The following is a 24,350-nucleotide window of genomic DNA, read 5'->3' as shown; positions in this document are numbered from 1 at the left end:
ATCAACAGTTTAATTATTTTGCCTCAAAACCTTCCTTAATAAACATCCATTTATTCTCATTGGCTAAAATAAAAAAAAATGGCTGACAGACAGTAAATTATCCCATAAAAGTGATTTTTTTAACAAATATTAAGTTAATAAAACAATGCCTGACAAAGCCTTTAGCAAGATAAAAATAATTCCCTGTTTAAAGATATAAAATTAAAAAACAGCTAAAAGCACCATATAATGACATTTACACAACATTTGGTGTCTTATTTTAAGTATTGATAAAGTTTTACAACAAAATTATCCTACCCTGCCGATACGTTAATTTTTTTTAAAATAATAACAAAAGAACTGCAATCCGTTACAATGCCGCAGAAGATTTAGGGTTTCTGCAATATTGTAACGGATTGTAGGAAAGGAATGGGCAATATAACTTTTATAATTGATCTCCAACAATACCCCATTTTACAAAAAAAGCTGTCTCAAGCCAAATTATTCGACATTTGAGACAACTCTTCTTTTTTATCTGTTTATTTCAGATTATTTAGTAATTCTGCAAACACCAATGTAGAATCTTTGCAATGTTCTTTGCGTCATCTACTCCTCTGTGGTGGGTACCTTCTAAAGTCATACCCAATTCCCCCAAAGCTCTGTTCATTCCGACACTTTTCCTGATGGTAGGATGGATTTCACCAAATAAGGTCTTCACATTGATGTGATCATCACTCATGGGATAATCTGTGTAGAATCTTCTTGCCTGATCCTTCAGCATATTCAGGTCATAGTTACCATAACTTGCCCATGTCAATTCTTCGGAATCATATTCTGCTCTCAGGATATCGAAAGCATCATCCAGCATGATGCCTTCATGATCCAGCATATTTTGGGTAAGAGTGGTCAATTCCGTACAGAAAGGACTTACTTTTGAATATTGGGGTTTTATTAAAATCCCTTCATTTTTTGAGATCCTACCCGTTTTTGCATTCATAATGCATACCCCGATTTCGATGATCTCACTTTCCTGACCTCTTGGCGGCCGGTTTTCCCAACACGTTGCTTCAAGATCTACTATTAATATATTTTCTGTTGTTTTCACTTGTTTAAAATTTAATTGTTAAAGATTGGAAGATGGATGCGGGAAGAGGAACGTTTTACAGTGTTGATTTACTTCCAACCTCCAGCTTCTATCTTCCAGACTAATTACGGTTTACAGAATTTCACTTAAAATTCTGGCTGTATTGTAAGCATCGTCTGCTCCGCTGTGATGAGTGCCTTCAAAATCCATATTTAAATAACTCAAAGCCCTTTTAAGACCTATCTGTTTGTGGAGATTGAAATGTCTTTTAAATTCATGCATCACATTCATATAGTTTTCCGAAAAAGGACTGGTTATTCCGAGCCAGTCACACTGTTCTGTGATCTGCTCTCCATCAAAGTTTCCATATCCTGCCCATGTAAGTGTTGCAGTATGGTATTGATCTCTGATCATTTCACAGGCCTCTTCGAAATAGATCCCTTTTTGTTCTATCAGCTGCGGAGTAATTCCTGTCAGTTTTGTACAGAATCTATTGATTTCTGACCGTTCCGGAATGATGTAAATGCTTTGTTTTTGGGAAATTGCTTTAGATGTTAAGTTTAATTTGCAAATTCCTATTTCTATAATATCGACCTTTTGCCCGGTGGGAATTCTGTCGTTTTCCCAGCATGTAGCCTCCAGATCAATGATGATGATCTCATTGGTTGTTTTCATGATTTTTTTGAAATCAGGAGTCAGAGGTTAGAAGTTGGTTAGGTTTCCACTTCTCCTAGCCTTCTGCTTCCTTTCCATTATTAATTATTAATTTCTTGGAGCAAATGGTGGTGTCCATTTTTTCCTCTTCATTAATTCTTTGACTTCCTCGTAGGAAACCGGATAAAAATTGTGGCAGTCTACTCCAACGTCAAAACTGAGTGCCATTTCATCATCCGGCAAAGTTCCGTGCGAATGGCCGTATAATTGCCAGACTCCGCGGTGTGAGCCATTCCAGGTACGCATGGCGTAATGGAAAAGAATGATTTTCTGTTTACCGTTATTTTGGTCCGGGTCATCAATTTTCAGTTCGTGGTAATCTCTGATGGACGCAAAACGTTTGGGATAAGTTAATGCTGCTCCTTCATGATTGCCTTTGATCAGATGAATATCGCCATGTAAACGGTCTAAAATTTCTTTTGTAAAATCCGGTTTTCCTAAACTCATATCTCCTAGATGGTAGACTGTGTCGCCAGGTTCAATTTTCTCATTCCATCTTTTAATGAGCTCTTCATTCATATGGTCCAGTGATTCAAAAGGTCTTTCTGAAAACTTTATAATATTCTCGTGACCAAAATGATGGTCTGCTGTAAAAAATATATTGGGTTTCATTTTTTTAATTGTTTTTTCTTTTTAAAACCACCCCGTCAAAAATTCTTTGAATTTTCGCCACCCCTCCAAAGGATGGGAATTGTCACACTTTCATGAGTCCCGTTTCTCTTTAATACAATGAAGTGTTTTCGTTCTTCTGACTGTGATGGATACTTATTATACATAAAAAAGTTTCGGTAAAAAATTACCGAAACTATACTTTAATAGTCATCAACTCTTCTTTTATAAAATCAATGACTAAAGAATTCAACTTTTTGTTGATCCTTTTCTGCTCTTCTTTTTCAATAGCTGTGAAAGCTGCCGGGAAGTCCTTTTGAAAGTCTTCTAAAATATCCTGTGAAAAAAGACCAATCACCTTACCTATCATTTTAGGTTCGAATTCGCCTATTTTACTTACCACATTATTCAATCTGTTGGCTGTAGCATATTTTTGGATTTCTTCCCAGATTTCATACGCTTTTTCACTGAAATGAACCTGTTTATGAACAGTTTTACCTTCTTTTTTAACCATTTTGGACTTTTCTACCCATTTTTCATTCTTATTTTTCAGAATAATTCTGGCTCCGTTTCCAAAGTATCTGGTTTTCAAAGTTTTTACGATGGTTCCTTCACACCTATTGTCTTCCAATTCGGGTAATCCCAGCAAGGCCGGAATTTTTGAATTGAAAACATTGGGGAATTTCAAAGCTTCTTCCAGAGTTCCCTGAAACAAAATTTTAGCATAGAAAAATCCTGTCTCTTCAAAAATCTGATTGACCACTTCTGTATCCAAATAGGTAATCCCATTTAGTTTAATATCGAAAGCGTAAAATTCGTTGTGAGGGGCATACTCAATGCCTTTCTGTACCTTCACAGCATCTTTTACAGGTTCTACATCTTGATGTTTGTATCCGCCACCGAACAATTCACCGTAGATCACTACAGTTTCTACATTCGGGTAAATGGCTTTCACTTTTTGAAACACTTCTATTACATTTTTTCTGTAGCGTTCCAACATCTGATGGGCATTGAAAAATTTCTCATCTTTTTCGATGAAAGCAGTTCTCTTCGCAATTTTAATTTCCTTTCCGTCGGTAAAGAAAGAGAAATTAGCTCCGTGAACTTTTTCCTGTACGATGAAAACCTCATCCCCAAAACCCTGCATCCTGATCTGTTCGATCACGCGGGCCTGGTAAGCATTTTCTATAGCGTTATATGTTTTAAAAATCATTTTGTTTTAGTTTTTAATCGTTCTTAAATTTTTTTAAAAGGCTTAAGATATTTTCCTTTCCTACCGGATTCATGGAGTGGCAATAGAATTCTGGAAGGTCCAGATAATTGTCCATGCAATATTCTATCAGCCATTTGGCACAGTCGTATCCTGTTTTTTCAACAAATTCCCGGGAATCCTGTTTTAAATAGTGCTCGTCTGCAAGGTCATGGTCAAAAGAAATCATTTCCGGAAGTCCTTTTTCCAAAATCCTGTTGACAAACTGCTCGTAATTACGAACGATATGCCAGTCGCTTCTGAGGAAAATATTCTGTTGGGTATAATGATAGACCTCAATAGGATATCTTATATCATCCAGAAATAATAGTCTTTTTGCTTTTTCCATGATTTAATTTTTATGATTTTTAAGCTTCCAGATTTATTACACCATCATATCAGCACAGTTGGAACTTGCGAAAGCAAAGGGTTTTGCTTTAAACACATATCCCATTCCCAGAATATATCCCATGGCATCTTTCAATGCTACGTTGGATTTAAAATCCGGGTCGGTATTAATGTCTGCGTGTACCTCCATTTCCACACCATAAGTATCCAATACAGAACAGATCGCGTAAGCAATTTCAACGGATTTGTTGACTTCATTCAGCATTCGCTCCTTGATACTGATACTCTGTATTTCTCTTTCTTTTCTGATAAAGGTAAACGCTCCTTTTCCCTCACGAATAAATACTACTGCCGTAGCATAGCTGATGGCATCTCCGTATACATGAGAGTCTGATCCCACACATACTTTCAGACGGTGTCCGTTAGCCTGTTCGCGAATGATGGCTTCTTCTACCAGCTGTGTGATAGAGTGTTGGAAAATTTTTCCATTCATATTCTGCCATGTTTGTTGTTGCGTTTCCATTTTTTCTACCTATTTTAATTCATAAATGATTGTTGATAATTGATAAATGATAACTAGCAGTTCTATTTTCTAACTTCTAGTTTCTAATTTCTATTTTTTTGCACTCTGAACCGGACTCGAACAGATACCATCAGTTTTGGAGACTGAGATGCTGCCATTACACTATCAGAGTAACTGCTGTTGATTCATTAGGACTCGAACCTAAACTCCAGGAATCAAAATCCTGTGTGCTGCCAATTACACTATGAATCAATTTTATAATCGATAAATGTTGATTGATAATTGATGAAGTGCTCAGCAATCATTGATCATTAATCTCTTATCGTTTATGTTTTTGTACGGAAAGAGGGATTCGAACCCCCAAAAGCTTGATCCTAAATCAAGAGTGTCTGCCATTCCACCATTCCCGCAGGCTTTTTTATGAGTAATGAGTAATATTTTCTATTTTCATTATTACTCATTGCTCTTTACTTATTACTTATATTCTGTACCTCTCCCCAGATTCGAACTGGGACTTTACGGGGTTTAAAGCCGTTTTCTCTGCCAATTGGAATAGAGAGGCGTATCTTATTGGTAATTATCTAGTAATGAAAATCCATGGGTATTATTTATTGCTCATTACTTATTACTCATATTATGTCTAGGTTTGAGAAAGTTCTGTCTGTTGATAAACTATGCCTGTTAGTGTTTGTAAAGATCTTCTGCGCCTGACAAACCTTTCTCATTTCCTAATTCTATTTTATTTTAAAAAAGTAAAAGGCTGTCTGTTTTTATTGACTAAAGATCTTCTGCTCTTGACAGTCCTTTTTTCTCTTTTCTTCATTTTTGTGTGAATGGTAACTGGCCAATTTTTAAAAAATCTGAACTTTCATGGTATTATTATCAATTCAATATTGACCAGTTATTCACATCCAGTACTCTATAAGGGAATCGAACCCTTGTTTTCTGCTCGAAAGGCAGGCGTCCTCACCGTTAGACGAATAGAGCATTGAGCCACTGATCAGGAATCGAACCTGAACAACAAGAGTACATTTCCTGCATGCTGCCATTACATTATCAGTAGTTGGTGGAAGTAGTAGGATTCGAACCTACTCAGCAATGAAGCAACAGATTTACAGTCTGCCCCGACTCTCCAACTTCGGCGTACTTCCGGATTTTTATGAGTAATAAATAATTCCTAAATTTTTTACTTTCAAAAAAGAAAAGGTCTGTCTTTATATTGAATGTTTAATTAAAGATCTTCTGCGCTCGACAGCCTTTTCCTTTTATTAATAAAGGATATTCTTTGCTATAGATGATAAAAGATCATTGATAAAACATTCTTATATTTCCTATAGTTTTTACTTTGAGATGGCTATGGGATTGAAACCCACTCAGTTTACACAACGGTTTTGCAGACCGTCCCGACTCTTCTACTTCGGCGAACCATCAGATTAAAAAATAAAGTCTGTCTTCATTTATTTGATAAAGAACTTCTGCGCCTGACCAACTTTATTTTACCTAAAAATTTATAAATGATATTCTTTAACTTTTAATTAATCCGGAGAGAAGAAAAGCCTGTCTCTATTTTTCGTGTTTGGCGTAAAGATCTTTTGCTCTCGACAAACTTTTACTTTTTCTCCTGAAACAATTAACAATTAGTTACCTGCGATTCTGGAAAGACTCGAACTTTCAACTTCCGGTTTAACAAACCGGTGCTCTGCCATTGAGCTACAAAATCATTGTAATTCCGGAAGGACTCGAACCTTCAACCTTCGGTGTATCAGACCGACACTCTAACCACTTGAGCTACGAAATCATTGGTATTCCATAAGGGAATCGAACCCTTGTCGTTCGGTAGAAAGCCGAATGCACTTACCTCTATGCTAATGGAACAAATAGTCTGGAAAGCAAGATTCGAACTTGCGGCCTCCCGCGTCCAAGACGGGTAAACAACCACCGTTATCTTTCCAGCTTTGGGGTTCACTTCTGTTTCTTTTCCGGGAGACAGCCGGATGGGAAAACTTCCATGAACCTTTTTGTGATTCCGAGAGGACTCGAACCTCTAACCCTGGGTTTAGAAAACCCATGCTCTATCCGGTTGAGCTACGGAACCGTTTTTTGTAATCCCAGAAAGATTTGAACTTTCAACCCCCGGTTTAAAAGACCGGTGCTCTAACCATTTGAGCTATGAGATTGTTTTAAAGTCGTGAATAGTCAATAATCAATTCGCTTCGCTTGTCAATTTAAAATTCACTTTTTTGTAATCTCAGAAGGACTCGAACCTTCAACCTTCGGTGTCGTAAACCGACGCTCTATCCAATTGAGCCATGAGATTTTCTCCTTTGGGTATCTCCGGGGATCGAACCCTGTTCTCCGGTTCCACAGACCGGCGCTTTACCAAATAAGCTAAAGAAACCATAAAAAAAGCGCCTCTTTTCGGGAGGCGCTTCATCTATTTAAACGTAAGAGATCATTAGCTGACCCACGTATATAAGCACCTTTTATCCACAATTCCACTTTCAAGAAGACACGCAACACCTGTCGGCTTCTGTCCGAATAGTCTTGAATATTGATTGAATATGTTGTGTAACTGTTTCATTTTATTTTTGTTTGTTTCTAAATTATTTTTAATTGAATCCTGAAAACCTGTTGCTTTCAATTTTCGGTTGCAAAGTAAATATGAATTTTTGGAATTCACAAATAAATTTTCAATCTAAATTATTGACAATCAATTAATTATATATTAATTTTAGAATAGAGAATTTCCGTCCGCAATATTTTGCAGATATTTTAATTACCTAAATGACTGTCTCTCACCGGGTTGCTTATCACTCTATTTTATCGTATTAAAGTTTCATTGTTGATTAAAAAATTTTCATGTTGATGGTTATTTTTTTTCATTCTAAATAATTTCTGACCTAAAAAACAAAAAACGCCTCGGTTTTCCGAGACGTTTCTGTTGTATTTTGATTAATTTTTTACGGGTTTACAGTAAATAATTTCCAAAGTCAGCACATTTCGCCTCATTCCATATCATCTCATCATATCCGAATAATCCTTTATTAGAAGGACTTTCGAATAGTTCTGCATTGATATGTGCTCTTTGTATTGTCATAATTTTCTGGTGCAAAGATAAATCTTTTTTGATATTATTTTATAATATTCACAATTTCGGGAAGGTTTCGAATACACAAAGCCACAAAACGATCCCAAGAAAATTACTATAAAGTGTAGGGATTTTATTTATTTTTAGGGAGCTATGAAGAATCAATTAAAAATTGATTTAATGAAGCAGGACTCTTATTTAATAATTAATTCTTGAACATTTTATTTCTTCCTGTTTTGAATCTTGAGATGTCTTTCAGAATCACTGAATCATCAGGGTTGAAAAATTTAAGTTCGTTTACAATTTCAGAACGGGTAGTTACTTTCTCGGCAATGATTTCATACGCTATATTCTTTGTTACCGCATGTAATTCAGGATCTTTCCTGAATTCATGTTTCATCGCTTCCAGATAGGTGATTTTTTTATAGGCTGGAGTCTTTTCATATAAATTCAGAATTTCAGATTCCAGCTTTTTAACATCAAAAATATTGGAAAAATAGTTATTCAGGCAGTTGAAAGCATCTTTATCTTCTTCCCATCCTTTCAACAATATTTTCTGTGCCTCATCAGGCTTTTCCATCTTTTTACGATAAATCAGGGAAGCTTTCACCATCTGATTATTTCCTGTATAATCGTCTGCTACCATCTGGTAATAATAATGGGCATTTTTAAGATCGTTGATTTCTTTATAAAGATCTCCTACTTTTTCTTTCTGCTCCATTTCTTTGTAAAGCTCAATGGCTTTTTTGTATTGTTTTGCTTTTTCATAGCAGACTGCAGCATCGAATTTATTATTGAGTTTTTTAAGATATACTACAGCTGCTTCATTATAAAGTCCTCCGTTTTCCAGTGTTTTTGCACCTCTGTAATTATCCTGCAGTAGGTTCATATAGACTCTTGCTGCTTTTTTATAATCTTTTTCGGCGATGTATTTTTCGGCCAGTTCTTCATATTTACTCCGGATTCTGTCGAAAAGTGAATTTTCCAGATAGAAACTGCTGCTTCCGCTGCCTTTTCTTCCTGCAGAATTCCTGTTGTTCTGTTCTTTGTCTTTTAAAGAAGTGATCACAAGAAGAATGATAAAGGCTACAATTAAGAAAATCCCCAATGTTCCTACCACACTCCAGAAACTTTCATGGAATAGCTGAGCTACAATTCCGACAACCTTAAACATGGCCAGCAGGACGAATGCCGCCATAAATTTATCTATAAATTTCTGTCTATTCATAATCATCGGAGTTTAAAATAGTTTTATCTTCTCTAAACAGGCGGTAAAGAAGTAACAGCACACAAATCACCAAAACCCATACAAACCAGTTGTATCCAAACATTTTTACCAGCGGATAAAATAAGTACACAAGCATGGCTACAAGGATACCAATTAAAATAAATTTCACCCAGGCAGGTACATTATCTCCACCCAGATTCAAAGATTTGTTTTTAAACAGGAAAGAATACAATCCTACTCCCGCAATCATCAGGATCACCATATACAGAATATCTGAAACGGGAGCTTTTTTTTCTAAAGGAGTTCCTTCTGTACCCACTCCTTTTACTTTCGATTTGTCAATTGAAGCAGAAGAAGGATCCACGATATCCAATGTACCATAAAGTTTTCCTAATGAATCGGCCATCAATGCCTTCCTCTTTTTCAGAAGATATTTTACAACATCACCATTTACTGGTTTTCCTTTGGTGTATTGCTTTAAAGAATCTGAAATTTTACGTTTCAGGTTTTCTGTTTTCTGTTCTAAATGTTTTGTAATTTTTTTGGTGTAAATGATTTTAAGAGAATCTCGGCTCTGTTTTTCTTTATGAACAAGCTTTTCGATATCACTTCCTATTTCGCTTACATCTCTTCCTCCGTTTTTTTTATAATTTTCTTTATCTTCTTTCGTTTTGGATTCTATGATTCCTGCATGAATAAGTTCTTTGGATAATCCTTTTCTCTGCTGGTGATATATTGAATCTATCTTCAGATCAATTTCTGAAGTTCCGGATTGAAAAGCTATCATATCGGAAGGTGCCTTTACCGCATTGCTTACAATAGTTCCTGATGAATTGCTGTTTTCTTCCAGCTCTGAACTGTTTTTATCAGAAGGTAATGCAATCTTTAAAACGATAGCTGCAATAATGAGTGCCCAGAAAACTCTGCGGAAATTTCTTGTTCCGGCACTTTCGGTTTTCCCTGCAGAGCCTCCGCCAAATAATCCTTCCAGCCAGGTAAATTTACCAAAACCATCTCCTCTGGAGGTACCCATTACATCCAGTGAAACACCCAATTCTACAGCTCTTTCAGGGTATTTTTCAATGTATTTTAAATATTTCTCTATTTCTTTTTTATTTCCGGCCATTACTTTCTTAAGGTCGAACGGCAGGCTGTTCATCCATTCTTCTTCTGTTTGCTTTGGCTGTAATGCTTCCATTACTTTTTCATCCTCTATTTCTACGGTATAGCTTTCTATTTTTTGAGGGATTGAAACTCCGTTCTGTGGTTTTCTGATGATTTCATTTATTGCACCGGGCTGTTGAATTAATGAAATCCAGTCAATTTCTTCAGACAGTTTTACCAATCCGAATTCGGGATGCATAATCAGAAAACGGCAATCGAGCTGTGCCCAGTCTTCCGGATTTATTTTGGGATAAAAGGTGTTGTTTTCAGGAATAAAAAGCCTGTCATCCACCTTTTGAAAATATGCATTCCTGCCTATTTCCTGCGGAATATGATCATTAAAAATAAGAAAACACCCATACAGCACATTGGGACGATCTGCCGGAATAGCAAAAGATTGGATCTGGCTTAAATTGATCCCAAGCGTGTCCATTTCCTGAAGCCACACCACAGGTGAAGAACCTCTGATCAGAAGTCCTTTTTTAGGATAGCTGTTTTTGGGAAAAGGTTTTATTCTAAGCTCCATAATCCACAATCTGTTCTATAAACGGTTTTAAAAACCTGTCACACATATCATCCATTGTTCTTACTTTCAGCAGGGCATTTTCGGGAAGATAATATTCTGATCCGCCAAATTCCGTATAGGTAGTTAATGAGAGAAAACCACCCAATGTTGACGGAATGAAGAATTCTTCGATACTTTTGTTACTGCTTCTGAAAGTAAGCATTCCCCTTGAATCGGTTATGATTTCACTGCCGTCAGGGAATGTAAATTTATTTTTATTCTGCTCAGCAAAAATTCTGATATCATATTTATTTCTAGAAAAATTCAACGTATTTTCAGAAGCACTGTATAATTCATTTCCTGAAACCACCAGGTTTTCATACTGATTAATTCCGATTTTATTGAAATTATTGATAATCTTCAATCCGCTTCCTTTCAACTTGGCGACTTCGGCTTCGGCTTTTATATTATTTTTTTCAAATTCTTTTTCTTTTCCGGTAATAGGTTCTACGGAAATATTCCCGTCAATATTGATTTTGTAATGGGTAGGATTATATTTCTCATGCAGATAAAAGTTACGCCCAAAATAAATCAGCCTGTAAGATTCGGGAATATGCATTCCTGTAAGATTCTGTTCAGAATATTCTCCGGTATTAAGGTTAAGCTTTGATAGTAATTTCTGCTCAGGCTGATACTGACACAAAATAAAATGCTGCTGCCTGTTTTTCGCGAGCGCAAACTGTCCTTTGGGTTTTATGGAAATTTTATCAAATAATACTTCACAGCCATGATGCGTTTTATAATAATCGTAGGAATGTCTGTCGTAATAGTTATCGGAAAGATAAGTTTTCAGCAATTGCTTTTTTGAACTCAGAATGAAAAATTCTCCGTCATATAAGAACTTAGCAATCTTATTAACAGGAGTTGGGAATAAAATCGGATAGTTTTGTGGAAGATCAGTTTTCTTTCCGTTGAAGTTCTGAGTGGATTGTTTTTGCTGTGGCGGATTGGCCCAAAGCTCCTGCAATGGAAGTTTTATTTTCTGAATATGTTTTCTTGCTCCTTTGTGGTGTTTATAAAAATTTATTTCACCATCTGAAGCTGTAGTCACTAAAAATTTCAGTTGATCTCTGTTCTGATAGACCACCCGCTGAATTTTCTCATCAGCCATATTATCCTGATGGGTAATAAAGAAAACCTCCATATCTTTTTCTGAATGATGTCCGTCAAAAAATTTCTCCAAAGCTTCTGAAACCTCCAGAACCGGACTTACCTGATTAAGATTCTCCACCACTTCTTCCACTTTGTTCAGCGAAATCGAAATTGCTGCCTGCCCTAAAGCAAGAACTTTACATTCAGAATGGGCTTTGGGATGTTTGATAACGGCTATTGCCGAGGCATAGGCCAATACTTTTGGAGTTCCCCAGTTTCTAAGGGAAGTATCAATCAGGATAATTCTTTCAAAAATATTTTCTTCAGGCGGAATTTCTCTCTGAATATAAAGCGCTTCGTTATTGGCTACACGATTCATGAAAACATCCTCTTCATTAGCAAATTCTGAGAGCAGCATCCTGTGGAAATCGCCTTTGTTGGTTATATCAGAAATCCCTCCTACAGGCTGCTCTCCGGGAGAAAGATGTCTCATCGGAATTTTCAGTCCACTCCAGATTCTTTTGATCAGGCTTCCTATCTGAAAGGTCTTTGGTTCTTCAATTAATTCTTTAATAAAATCTTTACTGTTATCTGCCGTAGTTTCTTCCTCTGTGACCTCATCATCCAGCTCAGGCTCATGACTCAGGCCTTTCATGGCGTCAATGATGGATTGTACAGTAGGAAATTTTTCATTTAGGTTTAAAGCGCTTAAATCTTTGTTTAAAACGGCTGGACCTGCGTGTTGTTTTTCTGCACTTACAGCAAGTTCCTGAGGTCTTTTATAGTAGAATCTTAATAAACCATCGGAAAGACTGGGAGATAATCTGTTGTGCCCGTTTTCAAAAAGGGTCTGCAGCAGTACAATCCTGTTCTGTCTTTGTTTACAGGCTTTAGGAAGTGATTTTATTTTTTCAAGAAATTCAATTTGTTTTTCCACACTGAATTCAAAATCCTCTCCGCTATAAAACTCTGCTGTACGTCTTAATGGGCTGGCAAAATCTGTATAACCATCCTGCATGGCATATAAAACCATAAGCAATGCTCCGAAAGGAGGCCATCCCACAGGCTGAAGATAGTTCAGAATTTCCATTATATAAGGTCTGTAAGCAATGGCTCCCACTCCGGGAACCGAGAGGAGATTGTTGTCATGGTAACCGGAATCACCAGGAACATCTTCATCAGTTTTCCATTCCCAAAAGTAATTTTCGTAGGACTGGAAATAGGACTTTAATTCCATTTTCTAGATTTTTCGGTGAGACGGAATGAACTTACGGACAATAGCCGGAAATCGGTCTCTTTCATTAAAAGACAATTTCCGCTTTCGTCCCATAAAAGCCATCCTTCCTGCTCTTTATTATATTTCTGCTGCAACAGTGTGCTTACATTTTTAAATTCAAAATCCAGACCGGCAGGCAGTAAATGTCTGTCTTTGGTCCAATAGGTTTTTCCGGGAAAGCTGAGTAGAGGAACTCCTACAAATAATGCTTTATCTCCCAGCAAGGTCCATTTTATTTTTTCAAGTTTAAATTTGGGCAATGCGGCAATACTTTCTTTAATATCTTCAATATTGCTGAGCAAGGCGATTACCGGCTGTTCGTCATTGCTTTCTTTAAGCTTTATATGAACCTGTTCGTGAATCCCAAAATAATTCTGGTTTGAAGGCGGCAAACTAAGCTGTAATGCTTTGTCTATAGGTATCCAAAGCAACGCTGTTCGCATTTTTTTACTCGGAACTAAGGCTTCCTTTCTGAATAAAAGCCCATCACGAAGTTCATACAGAATACAATCCGGCAGCTGTTGTATTTCTGAAGCAGCGGCCTGTTCATCAGTAAAACCTTTCAGCCAGATTGTTTCTTCATCTACTGCCAGCTGAACATTTTTCCAGTCTCTTATTGAGCCAAGAAAATCTTCATCAGCACGGGGAATTTCCGCCCAGAATTCTTTTAAACGCTTTGAAGAATCTTCTGCCATAAGCTTTCAATTTCCTGCTGGATATACTGCTTCTGTTCCGGATTTCTGATCCAGTCACAACGGGTCTGCAGATATCTCAGTTTATCTTTTATTATATTTTGTTCTTCAAAACTCAATGTTCCTCCATTCCATTTTTCCACAAGAATTTTGACGTCTTTCATGACCTCTTCGGGATTAGGAGTTTTGTTCTGCATTGCCTGTGGATGGGAATCCGGGTGATCATCTTTCTCAATCGTTCTGTTGATGATCCCTTCCAGAATTTCAATCTGTTCTTCTGTATCCCAGATATGTTTCAATACCCAAAGATCAGAAAGTACGGCTTCTTTTCTTCCGCAGATCAGGGCGCTTGCTGCAATCAGGTTCTGAAGCTTCACTGCTCTACGGTCTGAAATAGCAATCCCTGTATTTCTGAGACTCATAATGGTATTCAGGTAGACTTCATAAATCGGTTTAAGATCTATTGTTCTGCATAAGTTTTGTAATTGTCTGATCTCATCAGCATGAATTTCCGGAATTTCAGTTTCTTCTTCATTTTCCAGTTTTCTTCCTGCTAAAAGTACCTGTTGTAAGAGCTCGGGGTTTACATAATCTACATTAATTCTCACTAAAAAACGATCAAATAATGCATTCAGCGCTTCATCTTCCGGAAGAACGTTACTTGCTCCTACAAACATGAGCGCAGGTAAGTGTTTGGTTTCTTTTCCTCTTTTAAAAATCTTCTCGTTAAGAGCCATCAATAAGGAATTCAGGATAGCTGAATTGGCATTGAAGATCTCATCCAGAAATACCATGGATGCTTCGGGCATCATTCCTTCCGTATTGGTTAAAAGTTCACCTTCTTTCAGTTTCCTGATATCAAAAGGACCGAAAATTTCGTTCGGTTCAGTAAAACGGGTTAATAAATATTCGAAATTTCTGCCGTCTTTCACTGTTTTGGCCAGTGTTCTGACAATGGCTGATTTTGCTGTTCCCGGAGGTCCGTATAAAAATGCATTTTCTCTTGCCAACAGGCATATTCCTAACAGATCTACGACATCATTTTTACCTACAAAAGTATCTTTTACGTAGTGAAGGACTGTATTAAGCTGATTGATATTCTGGTTCATTGATTAAAAAAATTAAAATTTCCACCACTTTTTCTTCTGAGGTTTCTCTTCTTCTTTTTCATTTCTTTTGCTGAATGAAAAAGCCAGTCTCTGATAAGGCACTTTGATATCGAAATACAATTGCGTTCCGTCCTCCAGTGTGAGTGCATCCATGATTTTATCTCCGTCCCTGATCAGGTTTTGTGAAACATCATGTTTATTGAGATGATGTCTTACTAAATCCCTTTCATCAGAAATCCTGGTGATAATATAAGGAGAATCTTCTGTTCCGTTTCCTGTTTTTTCAAGGCATTCAAAAATAAGCTGTGCTATTGTCATCTCAATACTTCTTCCTTTTTCATCGCCCAGTTCTTTGTAAGCAAAATATTTATAAATATGTGCCCTGGGACTCAGCAGAATATTGACATTATTATATCGTATTACCTCTTCAAATTTTCCTTTATTGAGTAAATCCTGTATGTTTTCGATATCTTCGGAATAGGGATCATATTCCGGATCATTAATCACCCGCTCACGGCATTTCAGGAATGTTTCTTTTGTAGGATCGGTTAAAAATTCAAATACTTTCTCATACATTTTCATTGTTATCTTCGGTTATAGTTTTTAGTTCTCGCCAGAATGCTTCTTTGTGCATTCCGAATTCGGCAGTTAGCAGTTTATTGATCAACGGAATTTCTGCCAGTTTATAATCTCTTTTTTCTACAATTCTTTCCAAATAGAGTTTTCTGTAGGTAGAGTCTTTCAGTTCTTCCTTCCAGTTCACATTCTTCAGCTCAAGATCATACCCTATTCCGGAATAGTGAAACTGTGTCAGTATATTTTCCAGCATAGCAATTACAGGATCTTCAGGATCAGCCGTGTTTAGAGCAGCCACTACCTGTGGTAAAAATCTCAGTGATAAGTCTGCGGATAAGATAGAAGAAATATCCCGTGTTCCTTTGAATCCGGGAATAAGATTTTCAATATTTTTCTCTGTATTTTCTCTGATGAGATAAAGCTGTGCGCTATGGTAAAGAACTTTTGCAGCCCATACTGCAGCTTCTTTATTGCAGATCAGTTGGTGAGACAAAAACTCAAGCCGTTCTTTTTCGAATTCTGTTTCAAAATAGTCTCCTGCTTCCGCCTCTTCCTGAGGGGAAATTTGCTGTAAGCTAGAAAAAAGAGTAATACATTCTTCCTTACGAAGCAAAAAGATCGTGTCTAAAAACGGTGACTTGGTTTCCATGATCTAACAAAAATAAAATTATTTCGTTGAGAATAAAATTTTTGTAGAGAAGATTCATGTTAAATATTGAATGATACCTGCTCTGCAATATTCTTTTATTGTTCTGTATTTACCAGATTGAATTTTTGATTTACCTAAAAGACGTTATTTAAGATTTTATTTAAAACTTTTATTAGTAAGATCTTATAAATTCTTTTGACGAGATCTGGCTGCATTATTTCCATTTTCGTAATAACTGATACAAACTAAAAGTTATTATCTTTGTCCCATTCAAAATAACATTATGAGTATTCACATCAGTGCAAAAAAAGGAGAAATTGCTAAAGTAGTATTGCAGCCGGGGGATCCACTTCGTGCACAGTATATTGCTGAAAATTATTTAGAAAATGCTAAACTGGTAAGCAAAACCAGAGGTATTTTTTATTATACGGGACTTTATAAAGGTAAAGAAATCACTGTAGGAGCTAGTGGAATGGGTTTCCCAAGTATTGGAATCTATTCTTTTGAACTGTTTACAGAATATGAAGTAGATACGATTATCAGAATCGGGACTTGTGGAGCCTACAATACCGATCTTAAACTTTTTGATATCTTAAATATTGATAAAGCTGCCAGCGAAAGTACGTACGCTAAATATGCATGGGGAATTGAAGAAGAAATCCTTTCTCACCAGGGGAATATCTTTAACACGATTAATGAAACCGCTAAAGATTTATCTTTAACTGCTAAAGCTATCAATATCCACAGTAGTGATATTTTCTATAGAAAAGATCCTGCAACTCCTGAAATTGCTACAAAATACAACTGCCCGGCAGTAGAAATGGAAGCTTTCGGTTTATTTGCCAATGCTCAGCATTTAGGAAAAAATGCAGCGACTATTCTTACGGTAACGGATATTATCCCAACGCATGAGAAAATTTCTGCTGATGAGAGAGAAAAAGCTTTGAATCCGATGATGGAACTGGCTCTGGAGTCTGCCATTAAGAGTTTGTAAGAAGTGATAAGACAAAATTAATTATAAAAAAGAGCTATACTTTATCAGTAGAGCTCTTTTTTATAGTCTGAAAAAATTTCTGGCAGTTTCTGTAGTCTCATCTGCCACTTCAGAAATTCTGATCTTCTTCAGATGTGCAATGGTTTGTGCTACATAAGGTAAAAATGAAGGTTCGTTTCTTCTGTTCTGCATTCTGGGCATATTTTTCGGAAGCATAAATGGTGCGTCTGTTTCAATCATCATTCTGTCAAGAGGTACGTATTTTATAACTTCTTCGAGATGTTTAAACCTTTTTTCATCACTGACAGCTCCTGTAAACCCTAAATAAAACCCTTTATCCAGATAGGTTTTTGCTTCGTTCAATGTTCCGGTAAAGCAGTGTACTACGGCTTCAGGTAACTTTGAAAGATAGTCATCTGTGATTTCATTAAATCTTTTAAATGCGGATCTTTCATGAAGAAAAAGGGGTTTGTTTACTTCAATGGCGAGTTCAAGCTGTGCCTGGTAACATTTTTCCTGCATCGGTCTTGGAGAGAAATCACGGTCAAAATCCAGTCCGCACTCTCCTACTGAAATCACATGATCCTGTTTTAATAATTTCCTAAGCTCATCAATACTTTGCCCATTAAAAGATTTGGCATCGTGGGGATGAATTCCGGCTGTTGAAAATAAAATTTCAGGATATTCTTCTGCAATTTCCGCAGATTCTTTGCTTCCTCTTACGTTGGTTCCCGTGAGAATCATATGTTCAACTCCGTTGTCCAAAGCACGGTTGATTATTTCTTCGTGTTCATTATAGAACTGTTTATTGGTCAGATTAATGCCAATATCAATGTAAGTATTCATTTGTTTTTACTTTTTATTATACATTATTACTATTTTCTGTACCCGGTTGATTTTTTGATCCGAGTGACTTATTTGGCAAAAATAGAAGTCTGCTGCGCAGTGTTTTTACGCAGTAAAAATAATAGAAAAGGACTAAAGGATAGATATATGAGTCTTAATCGTCTGAAAGACTTTATTTCCCCCAGATTTCGCTGATGACACAGATGTCTGTGTGGTATTTATTCATTGAGAAATTTTTCCAGAAAGCCGATCAGCTTTGTTCCTCCGTGGCTCCATCGTATTCCATGCCCTTCTTTTTCCCGGACTTCGAAAACCTGTTCATGTTTATAATGAAAAAATACATTCCACCAGGTTTTATTTTCAAGGATATCGTGGATTTTTGCCATTACTTTTTCCTGCTTCTGCTGATTGTTCCCTTTGATTTCTCCCCAAAAATCATCATCTATTCTTCCAATATGTTTTTCCCAGGCTCTCTGCGCCATGGTTATTTCACTGTTGAAGGGTTCTTTGCAGGCGTTGATCAGTATAGTTTTCAAAGGAGGGACGGCATTTTCATTACGGATGCTTGCTGAGGTTAATCTTTGTCCCAAAACATTCAGCCAATGCTCGAACGGAATTGCTTCCAGAAAATCTGCTTTTACCTCATCTGAATCGCTGCTTTCAAGAACAGTAATGAATTTTTCAAAGCTTTCCTGTCTGTTGATCTTTATTTCTTCATTAAAATAGGGAAAACCCCAGTCTAAAGTATTTTTTTTAAACCTATAGATATTTTTCTCCATGTTTTCCAGATGTTCTTTGGCTAAAAGGGCTTTGTATTGGTCTTTCCATGTGTCGGAAAACAGGTAAATATAGGGTTCAAACAGATTCATACTTATTTTGTTCTGATCAGGTTAACGGGAATATCTTCTTCTTTGATCAGATAACCGATCAGATTAAACCATGCTTTACAGTGATCCAGAATCCAGGCATCTGAGGAAATAATGATTTCTGAACTTTCCGCCAAAAATTTATCAGGATTGTATTGCAGGTCGAATTCCCAATTGAGCTGGTGCTCTTCTGCAAACTCCAGGATATTCTGTTTAATTCTTCCACTGTTGGAGACTGGCTTATCAAAGATCCAAACAAGCTGATGAATCTGATTTTTCCGGTAAAAAAAAGCCACTAGCTCCACAGCTCTTAAGGTTTGATTAACTCTTTTATAGGTTCCATGCACCCCTGAAAGATCACGGATACAGCCATCCAGTCCTTCAAAAATATAAGCCTCGGAAAGCAGACTTTCCAACAGGATCAAAACATTAAAACCATCGAGATAAATAGTTTTCCCTTTTAAATCTGAGGCTTCTATCTGTTTTAACTGTCTGTTCTGAAGCTGGGCAGCCGAGGCTGATGCTCCACGAAGAGCCTGTATCTGGCGGGTTTTCAATCGGTACCTGTTTCCCACAAGATCGGAAGCTGCTTTTTCCGGGTATTCTCTGCTCAGCAGATAATGCATGTCTTCAACTGCCAGTTTCAGCTTGCCGATCTGTTTCTCTGAGCCGAACAGGGCATCATCGCCAGTATTTTTTCCGCGGTTTCTGTTATTCATGTTCAAAAATAAAATTTTTACCGAATTTTTCTGGCAGGAAATTGATTCAGCTGATGAATATCAGGCCCCTGACAAGTGATAGATAGGTTTTTATATTTTACAAATGATGTATTGCCTGTAATTATTTACCTGTATTCTTCCCACCAATTTTTCCAGCTTACCGTTCCCAGACTGTCCAGGTTTACTTTTTCCCCGATCATAGGGAGACTTATCGGCATATTACTTTCTTCTGCATATTTTGAAGCCAGCTCCAGAGGTTCGTACCAGGCATGCTGTGCCAGCTTGAATTTGGAATTGTGTACCGGGATAAAGTTTTGGGCTTTCAGTTCTTTTATTTCCGTGATCAATTGATTCGGCAATGTATGAATATAAGGCCACTTTTCATTATACTGCCCGGCTTCCATTACGGCCAGATCAAATGGTCCATATTTCTCTCCAATTTCTGTAAAATGATTTCCATAGCCGCTGTCACCGCCTAGAAAAAGATTTTTAGTAGGAGTTTTTAAAACAAAAGATGTCCACAATGAGATATTACGGTTCAGCAATCTCCCGGAAAAGTGCCTTGCCGGAGTGAGTGTGACTCTGAAGTCTTCTGCAATGTCTATACTTTCCCACCAGTTTTTTTCGATAATTTTATCAAAGCTCCAGCCCCAGTATTCGAAATGTTGTCCGGTTCCCAGACCACAAATAACTTTACCGACCTTATCTTTTAATTCATGAACAGTTTTATAATCCAAATGATCCCAATGATCATGGGAAATAAGCAGGAAATCTATATCCGGCATATGTTCCGGTTTGTAATAATCTGCTCCCTGAAAAGCTTTTATGGAACCTGGCATGGGGGAAGCATTACCACTGAAAACAGGATCTATCAGGAATTTCTTTCCATCAGCCTGAATGAAATAGGAGCTGTGTCCAAACCATACCAATACATTTTCATCGGGCTGAAGATTTTTAAGATCAGTCTCTACAAACGGGAGAGCGGTTTTGGGTGATGTATTTTCTATTTTACACAGGCTTTGAAGAAGCAGTTTAGTCATACTTTCTCCTTCTAACAATGCTGGTGTTGTTAATATATTCTGAAATCGTCCGTTGAGATAATTGGGCAGTGTACTGAAATATTCTTTTCTTTTTTCATCGGGAAACTGTCCGAGCTGTTTTTTTAAACCTTTCATTTATTTAATTTTAAATCCAGCCATGGTTTCTAGATAAATACACTCTATTTTATTGACCGGCAAACCTTAATATAAAATAAATATAAGCATAAGATTCTGAGATATAAAAATAAATTGAAAAGGATATGAAATTTAAATTCTCCATTAATCAATGAGAAATTCTTAAATAAGCCATTTAACCAACCCAAGCATAATACTCCTTAATACTAAACAGAAGAGTATCATTATTGTAAATCTTTTCTTGTATTTTCTCACATTTGTTTAAGATACAAAAAAGAATAATATAAAAGAGCCATAGCAGCAACATGACTCTTTTTAGCAAATTGAAAATAAGATATGATTATTGAAACTATGAAATGGTATAGGTCTTTTCTGTGGTGATATTGTAGGTATCTGAAATAACGTTGTCTACAAACCTCCATTCTGCAGTAGAACTTCCAGTGGTAAATTTCACATGCAGATATCCTCTTTTATAAAGATTCGCATAATCCAGGTCATCAATCAGCAATGAAAATGCCTGGGCCAGTTCTATTGCTTTTGCAGGATCAGAGGTAATTCCAAGATATCCTTCTAACCCTGGAGAAGAAACGGAACTACAGGCAAGCTCTGTTCCGATGAATTTACCTTGTGCATCGGTCAGTTTTCCTAACCATGCATTGTGGGTATCTCCTGCCAGTACCACTACATTCTTTCCTGCAAGAATAGAGTAAAGCTGTTCTCTTTCCATGAAATATCCATCCCACGCATCCAGGTTGTATGGTAACGTAGTTGTAATTCTTGCAATTTCCTGCGGCGTTAATGTAGGATCCTGCTGCTGATATCTTGTCTTAAGAATAATCAGCTGAGTGATGGTATTCTGAAGTGCCTGCATAGTAGCCGGCTGTGCGCTTCCATGCTGTTTTATTTCTGCTAAAATCTGATTCAGTAACATCAGAAGTTCTGCAGGAACCATCATTTTAGTCATTAAAATCTGCTGTCCCAGTACTTTCCATTTTGCTGTATCGCTATTGATCTGAGAACCCAGCCATGACATCTGCTCGCTTCCGATAAGTCTTCTGCTGGTGCTTAAAAAATCTGTTTTAAACTGTACCTGATTAAAATTTCCTGTATTATCAAGATAATCCGAATATTCCATCTGTTTATCCCTTGCAATTACCCTTGTATCCATCATATAAAGGGAAACTATATTTCCAAAGCTGAAACTTCTGTAAATTCTCATGTCCTTCCCCGTTTTAAGGGGAATATATTCGCTGTATGCCTGGAAAGCGGCCATTTTTCTTGCCTGAAAATCCCCTTCATTCGGCTGGTGATTTTCTGCTCCCGATTTATAGGTATCGTTGGCAAACTCATGATCATCCCAAACACAGATAAATGGTTTTTTCTGGTGAAGAAGCTGAAGATTTTTATCTCCTCTGTACTGTCTGTATCGTTCCCTGTAATCACTGAGGGTAAGAATTTCTTTTGCTGGCTGATGGGTTCTTCCTAACTGATTGGTGTAAGGGTTCGTGCCATATTCTCCAGGAGCATATTCATAAATATAGTCTCCAAGGTGTACTACAACATCAGCTTCAGATGTTGCAATCGCTCCATACACATTGAAAAGTCCTGCAGGAAAGTTAGAACAAGACACCACAGCCATTTTCACTTCATTTACAGCATCTGATTTTGACGGTAAAGTAAGCGTTTCTCCTGTTACGCTGACTTCCTTACTTGTACTGTTATAGAATCTGTAGTAATATTTTGTATTGGAAGAGATATTCTGTACATCTACCGCTATAGTAAAATCATTGACCAGTGCAGCATTCGCCTGACCTCTTCTCACTACTTCTGAAAAATTGCTGTTTTTACTGATTTCCCATGTAATCTCTGCATCAGTTCCTTTTGAATACCGGGTCCAGATAATAATTCCTGTTGCGCTTGGGTCAAAGCTTGCTACTCCGGATTCAAAACCTCCGTTCTTAAGATCGTCAGGAGCACTGCTATTTTCAGTAAAATCGTCGCTGCAGCTTTCAATGAGAGGAGCAAGAAAAATTCCTCCGGCTGCCAATAGTGAATTTTTAAGAAATCTTCTTCTGTTGAATGGGTTGTTGTTTTCCATCATTACTTTTTTTGCAAAGCAACGGTATCCGGAGAAGAAGGCTGTTAACTGTATTTTAAATATATTTTATTATTTTTTAAACAAATGTTTAATGTTATACATAGGAAAAGTAATAATGGTAGGATTAATATGTGTTTCATAAAATGAAAAAATCAGTAATTTTGAAAAAAAATTACTGATAAAATGGTTATTAGTTTTTTAGTTTTGTTCCTGGTTGGATATTGATAGTGTCTGGTGTTTTGTTTACAACTATATCATTAGCTTTATTATCTATTAAAAAGTTGGATCCTTTACAGCCAAAATACCTCTGATGGAATTAGTATGCATGTTATCTTGGACATTTTAAGTTTGTTTAACGATAATTTTTCTTTCTATTTTCTTAAGCCTTTAAAATTGATATGCAAATAAAGTTCTAATCTTGCAGATAAAGAAAATATATGTGCCGAAATTGATAAATTTCGATAAAATAATATTTCAACACACTGTTAATAAGGGTGTTATTACATTTGTCTTTAATTGAGTTATTTTATATGAAGAAGAGGACGTCTGATTATTTTCTATGATAATTGAATCTGCAAATGGATGTCTGGCTTCAATTTTCAGTGTTTTTTATCAGAGACATTTGTATATTACCCACATAAAAAAACTGAAAATTAAAAGGAAACCGAATAAGGTTTTCTTCTCTGTATACCTTCTCGGGTAATACGTACCTTTTCTTTTATCGATTACTATCATTTTTTTTCAAAAAATAATCATTAAACAATTTAATGAATACGATATTGAAAAGATAAAAGAGCTTGACTCGGAGAATTTTGTAGTAATGGACAGCTTAGCGATTAATAATTAAATAAGTATAAGAGTTGTTTTATACGGTATAATGATCCTAAACCGCATTTACGGACTAGATTAGCTCTTAAAAACCTTAGTTACTAGAGCTATGTTCTGGAAATCCTCAATTCAATATCTAAAGATTATCTGAAATCGGGAGAATTGTCTGCCTTCATCATGGAAACGTACTCCAGAGAACTTGAGTGCTATGGTGATAATACTATAGAATGTGCAGAAGAGCTATTTTTTTAAAGCAGCGAATTGATTTTAAATTTCTCAGAATATAATGATGAAGAAAAAATAATTGTATCTCTGTTTTATATTGATCAAATTTATACAGTACTGAAACTATCTACAGAAGAAAAACGCAGTATATAAAAAGTTATGAAAATGCTTTTAAAATAGAATTCAAGGCGGATAAGCACTTAAATAATCAATTGAAGAGAAAATATAATGAGTTTTTTGAATTCGTTACTTCCAGTGAATATGAAGAAATAAGGGATTTAATAATCAATAATATTTCTGAAAGTAATGTAAAGCTTGGCGAAATTCTAAAATTTCGAAAAGACGATATGTTAAAAGTCCCTATAAAAGATTTCTTTCAAAGTATTTTTTATATGCATATTAACAGATTATTTGTTTCTTAACAGCGATTATTTGAAATAGTAGTATATGACCACTTACTTCATTTTTATAAGGCAAACAAAAATTATCACACAGATTCACAATAAACAAATAAAGACAATAAAAAACCGCTCACATTATATAAGCGGTGATTTTCTGTGGGTAGTGTCTCACTAACTGTGTAAGTTAAAAAGTTATTCTGGAAAATTTTGAGCCCTCATAGCTCAAAAAATTTTACGGAAATAACTTTTTATT

The 24,350-nt window shown here is 36.3% G+C and carries 22 protein-coding genes and 14 tRNA genes; 3 read left to right on the top strand and 33 right to left on the bottom strand.

The window, feature by feature from the left end:
* Positions 1 to 532: 532 nt before the first annotated feature.
* From BW946_RS13245 to BW946_RS13115, 28 genes are all read right to left on the bottom strand, one after another.
* Positions 533 to 1,084 (bottom strand): 3'-5' exonuclease, encoded by a 552-nt coding sequence (locus BW946_RS13245; protein ID WP_076596639.1) that lies wholly within the window; start codon positions 1,082 to 1,084, stop codon positions 533 to 535.
* 111 nt (positions 1,085 to 1,195) lie between these two features.
* The gene (locus tag BW946_RS13240; protein WP_076596638.1) at positions 1,196 to 1,738 is read right to left on the bottom strand and encodes a 3'-5' exonuclease; all 543 of its coding nucleotides are present in this window, start codon (positions 1,736 to 1,738) and stop codon (positions 1,196 to 1,198) included.
* Between the two features lie 87 nt (positions 1,739 to 1,825).
* Entirely contained in the window at positions 1,826 to 2,389 is a 564-nt protein-coding gene (locus BW946_RS13235; protein ID WP_076596637.1) for a metallophosphoesterase family protein, read from the bottom strand.
* Positions 2,390 to 2,582: 193 nt separating this feature from the next.
* Positions 2,583 to 3,599: an RNA ligase, Rnl2 family gene (locus BW946_RS13230; RefSeq protein ID WP_076596636.1), complete on the bottom strand. Its 1,017-nt coding sequence runs from the start codon at positions 3,597 to 3,599 to the stop codon at positions 2,583 to 2,585.
* Positions 3,600 to 3,612: 13 nt separating this feature from the next.
* Complete coding sequence (locus BW946_RS13225; protein ID WP_076596635.1) at positions 3,613 to 3,984, bottom strand: cyclic-phosphate processing receiver domain-containing protein; 372 nt, start codon at positions 3,982 to 3,984, stop codon at positions 3,613 to 3,615.
* Between the two features lie 36 nt (positions 3,985 to 4,020).
* Positions 4,021 to 4,506, bottom strand: a complete 486-nt coding sequence (locus BW946_RS13220; RefSeq protein ID WP_076596634.1) for a ribonuclease H-like YkuK family protein — start codon at positions 4,504 to 4,506, stop codon at positions 4,021 to 4,023.
* 101 nt (positions 4,507 to 4,607) lie between these two features.
* Positions 4,608 to 4,678 (bottom strand) — tRNA-Trp (locus BW946_RS21440).
* Positions 4,679 to 4,686: 8 nt separating this feature from the next.
* A tRNA-Gln gene (locus tag BW946_RS13215) sits at positions 4,687 to 4,758 on the bottom strand.
* Positions 4,759 to 4,843: 85 nt separating this feature from the next.
* Positions 4,844 to 4,916 (bottom strand) — tRNA-Leu (locus BW946_RS13210).
* Between the two features lie 78 nt (positions 4,917 to 4,994).
* A tRNA-Leu gene (locus tag BW946_RS13205) sits at positions 4,995 to 5,068 on the bottom strand.
* A gap of 353 nt (positions 5,069 to 5,421) precedes the next feature.
* A tRNA-Glu gene (locus BW946_RS13200) sits at positions 5,422 to 5,493 on the bottom strand.
* Positions 5,494 to 5,570: 77 nt separating this feature from the next.
* A tRNA-Tyr gene (locus BW946_RS13195) sits at positions 5,571 to 5,657 on the bottom strand.
* A gap of 497 nt (positions 5,658 to 6,154) precedes the next feature.
* Positions 6,155 to 6,226: transfer RNA gene (locus tag BW946_RS13190), tRNA-Asn, on the bottom strand.
* A gap of 4 nt (positions 6,227 to 6,230) precedes the next feature.
* Positions 6,231 to 6,304 (bottom strand) — tRNA-Ile (locus BW946_RS13185).
* Between the two features lie 2 nt (positions 6,305 to 6,306).
* A tRNA-Glu gene (locus BW946_RS13180) sits at positions 6,307 to 6,381 on the bottom strand.
* A gap of 6 nt (positions 6,382 to 6,387) precedes the next feature.
* Positions 6,388 to 6,459, bottom strand: a tRNA-Pro gene (locus BW946_RS21435).
* Positions 6,460 to 6,527: 68 nt separating this feature from the next.
* Positions 6,528 to 6,601 (bottom strand) — tRNA-Arg (locus BW946_RS13175).
* 8 nt (positions 6,602 to 6,609) lie between these two features.
* Positions 6,610 to 6,683 (bottom strand) — tRNA-Lys (locus BW946_RS13170).
* A 66-nt stretch (positions 6,684 to 6,749) separates the two neighbouring features.
* Positions 6,750 to 6,823, bottom strand: a tRNA-Arg gene (locus BW946_RS13165).
* An 8-nt stretch (positions 6,824 to 6,831) separates the two neighbouring features.
* A tRNA-His gene (locus BW946_RS13160) sits at positions 6,832 to 6,899 on the bottom strand.
* Between the two features lie 575 nt (positions 6,900 to 7,474).
* The gene (locus tag BW946_RS13150) at positions 7,475 to 7,603 is read right to left on the bottom strand and encodes a penicillin-binding protein (RefSeq protein ID WP_076596632.1); all 129 of its coding nucleotides are present in this window, start codon (positions 7,601 to 7,603) and stop codon (positions 7,475 to 7,477) included.
* A 196-nt stretch (positions 7,604 to 7,799) separates the two neighbouring features.
* Positions 7,800 to 8,822, bottom strand: coding sequence for a soluble NSF attachment family protein (locus BW946_RS13145; protein WP_076596721.1), 1,023 nt, complete (start codon positions 8,820 to 8,822; stop codon positions 7,800 to 7,802).
* Positions 8,815 to 10,512, bottom strand: a complete 1,698-nt coding sequence (locus BW946_RS13140) for a hypothetical protein (protein ID WP_076596631.1) — start codon at positions 10,510 to 10,512, stop codon at positions 8,815 to 8,817. Before BW946_RS13140 ends, BW946_RS13145 begins: the two co-directional genes overlap by 8 nt.
* Positions 10,502 to 12,880: a hypothetical protein gene (locus BW946_RS13135; RefSeq protein WP_076596630.1), complete on the bottom strand. Its 2,379-nt coding sequence runs from the start codon at positions 12,878 to 12,880 to the stop codon at positions 10,502 to 10,504. The genes BW946_RS13140 and BW946_RS13135 overlap by 11 nt, the downstream gene beginning before the upstream one ends.
* Positions 12,871 to 13,614 carry a hypothetical protein gene (locus tag BW946_RS13130; protein WP_076596629.1) on the bottom strand — a complete coding sequence of 248 codons (744 nt, stop codon included), beginning with the start codon at positions 13,612 to 13,614 and terminating at the stop codon, positions 12,871 to 12,873. The genes BW946_RS13135 and BW946_RS13130 overlap by 10 nt, the downstream gene beginning before the upstream one ends.
* Positions 13,587 to 14,720, bottom strand: coding sequence for an AAA family ATPase (locus tag BW946_RS13125; RefSeq protein WP_076596628.1), 1,134 nt, complete (start codon positions 14,718 to 14,720; stop codon positions 13,587 to 13,589). Before BW946_RS13125 ends, BW946_RS13130 begins: the two co-directional genes overlap by 28 nt.
* A 12-nt stretch (positions 14,721 to 14,732) precedes the next feature.
* Positions 14,733 to 15,302, bottom strand: coding sequence for a DUF4919 domain-containing protein (locus tag BW946_RS13120; RefSeq protein ID WP_076596627.1), 570 nt, complete (start codon positions 15,300 to 15,302; stop codon positions 14,733 to 14,735).
* The gene (locus tag BW946_RS13115) at positions 15,289 to 15,945 is read right to left on the bottom strand and encodes a hypothetical protein (protein ID WP_076596626.1); all 657 of its coding nucleotides are present in this window, start codon (positions 15,943 to 15,945) and stop codon (positions 15,289 to 15,291) included. The genes BW946_RS13120 and BW946_RS13115 overlap by 14 nt, the downstream gene beginning before the upstream one ends.
* Positions 15,946 to 16,228: 283 nt before the next feature.
* Here BW946_RS13115 and deoD point away from each other — a divergent pair, with 283 nt between their 5' ends.
* Positions 16,229 to 16,939 (top strand): purine-nucleoside phosphorylase, encoded by a 711-nt coding sequence (deoD, locus tag BW946_RS13110; RefSeq protein WP_076596625.1) that lies wholly within the window; start codon positions 16,229 to 16,231, stop codon positions 16,937 to 16,939.
* Positions 16,940 to 16,999: 60 nt separating this feature from the next.
* Here deoD and BW946_RS13105 read toward each other — a convergent pair whose 3' ends face one another.
* The 5 genes from BW946_RS13105 to BW946_RS13085 form a co-directional block, all read right to left on the bottom strand.
* A complete protein-coding gene (locus BW946_RS13105; RefSeq protein ID WP_076596624.1) occupies positions 17,000 to 17,785 on the bottom strand; it encodes a TatD family hydrolase in 786 nt (261 codons plus the stop codon).
* A gap of 218 nt (positions 17,786 to 18,003) precedes the next feature.
* Positions 18,004 to 18,654: a hypothetical protein gene (locus BW946_RS13100; protein ID WP_076596623.1), complete on the bottom strand. Its 651-nt coding sequence runs from the start codon at positions 18,652 to 18,654 to the stop codon at positions 18,004 to 18,006.
* A gap of 2 nt (positions 18,655 to 18,656) precedes the next feature.
* Positions 18,657 to 19,370: a DUF434 domain-containing protein gene (locus BW946_RS13095; RefSeq protein WP_076596622.1), complete on the bottom strand. Its 714-nt coding sequence runs from the start codon at positions 19,368 to 19,370 to the stop codon at positions 18,657 to 18,659.
* A 125-nt stretch (positions 19,371 to 19,495) separates the two neighbouring features.
* Positions 19,496 to 20,545: an MBL fold metallo-hydrolase gene (locus tag BW946_RS13090; RefSeq protein WP_076596621.1), complete on the bottom strand. Its 1,050-nt coding sequence runs from the start codon at positions 20,543 to 20,545 to the stop codon at positions 19,496 to 19,498.
* A gap of 349 nt (positions 20,546 to 20,894) precedes the next feature.
* Positions 20,895 to 22,646, bottom strand: coding sequence for an alkaline phosphatase D family protein (locus tag BW946_RS13085; RefSeq protein WP_083688870.1), 1,752 nt, complete (start codon positions 22,644 to 22,646; stop codon positions 20,895 to 20,897).
* Positions 22,647 to 23,585: 939 nt separating this feature from the next.
* On the opposite strand from BW946_RS13085, the gene BW946_RS21910 reads away from it, so the two are divergent.
* Positions 23,586 to 23,723, top strand: coding sequence for a lantibiotic dehydratase C-terminal domain-containing protein (locus BW946_RS21910; protein ID WP_369073662.1), 138 nt, complete (start codon positions 23,586 to 23,588; stop codon positions 23,721 to 23,723).
* A 98-nt stretch (positions 23,724 to 23,821) separates the two neighbouring features.
* On the top strand, positions 23,822 to 24,118 hold the full coding sequence (locus tag BW946_RS21905; protein WP_369073661.1) for a lantibiotic dehydratase C-terminal domain-containing protein: 297 nt from the start codon (positions 23,822 to 23,824) through the stop codon (positions 24,116 to 24,118).
* Positions 24,119 to 24,350 lie beyond the last annotated feature (232 nt).

It is taken from the genome of Chryseobacterium sp. RU33C (genome assembly GCF_900156015.1).
Taxonomy (GTDB): Bacteria; Bacteroidota; Bacteroidia; order Flavobacteriales; family Weeksellaceae; genus Chryseobacterium; species Chryseobacterium candidae.
The sequence above is the reverse complement of the archived record's forward strand: the minus strand, read 5'-3'. Positions and strand labels throughout refer to the sequence as shown.

Coding starts and splice junctions, on each gene's coding strand:
- BW946_RS13105 (WP_076596624.1), bottom strand. CDS start 17,785: ATGAATACTTACATTGATATTGGCATTAATCTGACCAATAAACAGTTC.
- BW946_RS13225 (WP_076596635.1), bottom strand. CDS start 3,984: ATGGAAAAAGCAAAAAGACTATTATTTCTGGATGATATAAGATATCCT.
- deoD (WP_076596625.1), top strand. CDS start 16,229: ATGAGTATTCACATCAGTGCAAAAAAAGGAGAAATTGCTAAAGTAGTA.
- BW946_RS13120 (WP_076596627.1), bottom strand. CDS start 15,302: ATGAAAATGTATGAGAAAGTATTTGAATTTTTAACCGATCCTACAAAA.
- BW946_RS13095 (WP_076596622.1), bottom strand. CDS start 19,370: ATGAATAACAGAAACCGCGGAAAAAATACTGGCGATGATGCCCTGTTC.
- BW946_RS13085 (WP_083688870.1), bottom strand. CDS start 22,646: ATGATGGAAAACAACAACCCATTCAACAGAAGAAGATTTCTTAAAAAT.
- BW946_RS13145 (WP_076596721.1), bottom strand. CDS start 8,822: ATGAATAGACAGAAATTTATAGATAAATTTATGGCGGCATTCGTCCTG.
- BW946_RS13150 (WP_076596632.1), bottom strand. CDS start 7,603: ATGACAATACAAAGAGCACATATCAATGCAGAACTATTCGAAAGTCCT.
- BW946_RS13230 (WP_076596636.1), bottom strand. CDS start 3,599: ATGATTTTTAAAACATATAACGCTATAGAAAATGCTTACCAGGCCCGC.
- BW946_RS13090 (WP_076596621.1), bottom strand. CDS start 20,545: ATGAAAGGTTTAAAAAAACAGCTCGGACAGTTTCCCGATGAAAAAAGA.
- BW946_RS13125 (WP_076596628.1), bottom strand. CDS start 14,720: ATGAACCAGAATATCAATCAGCTTAATACAGTCCTTCACTACGTAAAA.
- BW946_RS13140 (WP_076596631.1), bottom strand. CDS start 10,512: ATGGAGCTTAGAATAAAACCTTTTCCCAAAAACAGCTATCCTAAAAAA.
- BW946_RS13235 (WP_076596637.1), bottom strand. CDS start 2,389: ATGAAACCCAATATATTTTTTACAGCAGACCATCATTTTGGTCACGAG.
- BW946_RS13135 (WP_076596630.1), bottom strand. CDS start 12,880: ATGGAATTAAAGTCCTATTTCCAGTCCTACGAAAATTACTTTTGGGAA.
- BW946_RS13100 (WP_076596623.1), bottom strand. CDS start 18,654: ATGAATCTGTTTGAACCCTATATTTACCTGTTTTCCGACACATGGAAA.
- BW946_RS13240 (WP_076596638.1), bottom strand. CDS start 1,738: ATGAAAACAACCAATGAGATCATCATCATTGATCTGGAGGCTACATGC.
- BW946_RS13115 (WP_076596626.1), bottom strand. CDS start 15,945: ATGGAAACCAAGTCACCGTTTTTAGACACGATCTTTTTGCTTCGTAAG.
- BW946_RS13220 (WP_076596634.1), bottom strand. CDS start 4,506: ATGGAAACGCAACAACAAACATGGCAGAATATGAATGGAAAAATTTTC.
- BW946_RS13130 (WP_076596629.1), bottom strand. CDS start 13,614: ATGGCAGAAGATTCTTCAAAGCGTTTAAAAGAATTCTGGGCGGAAATT.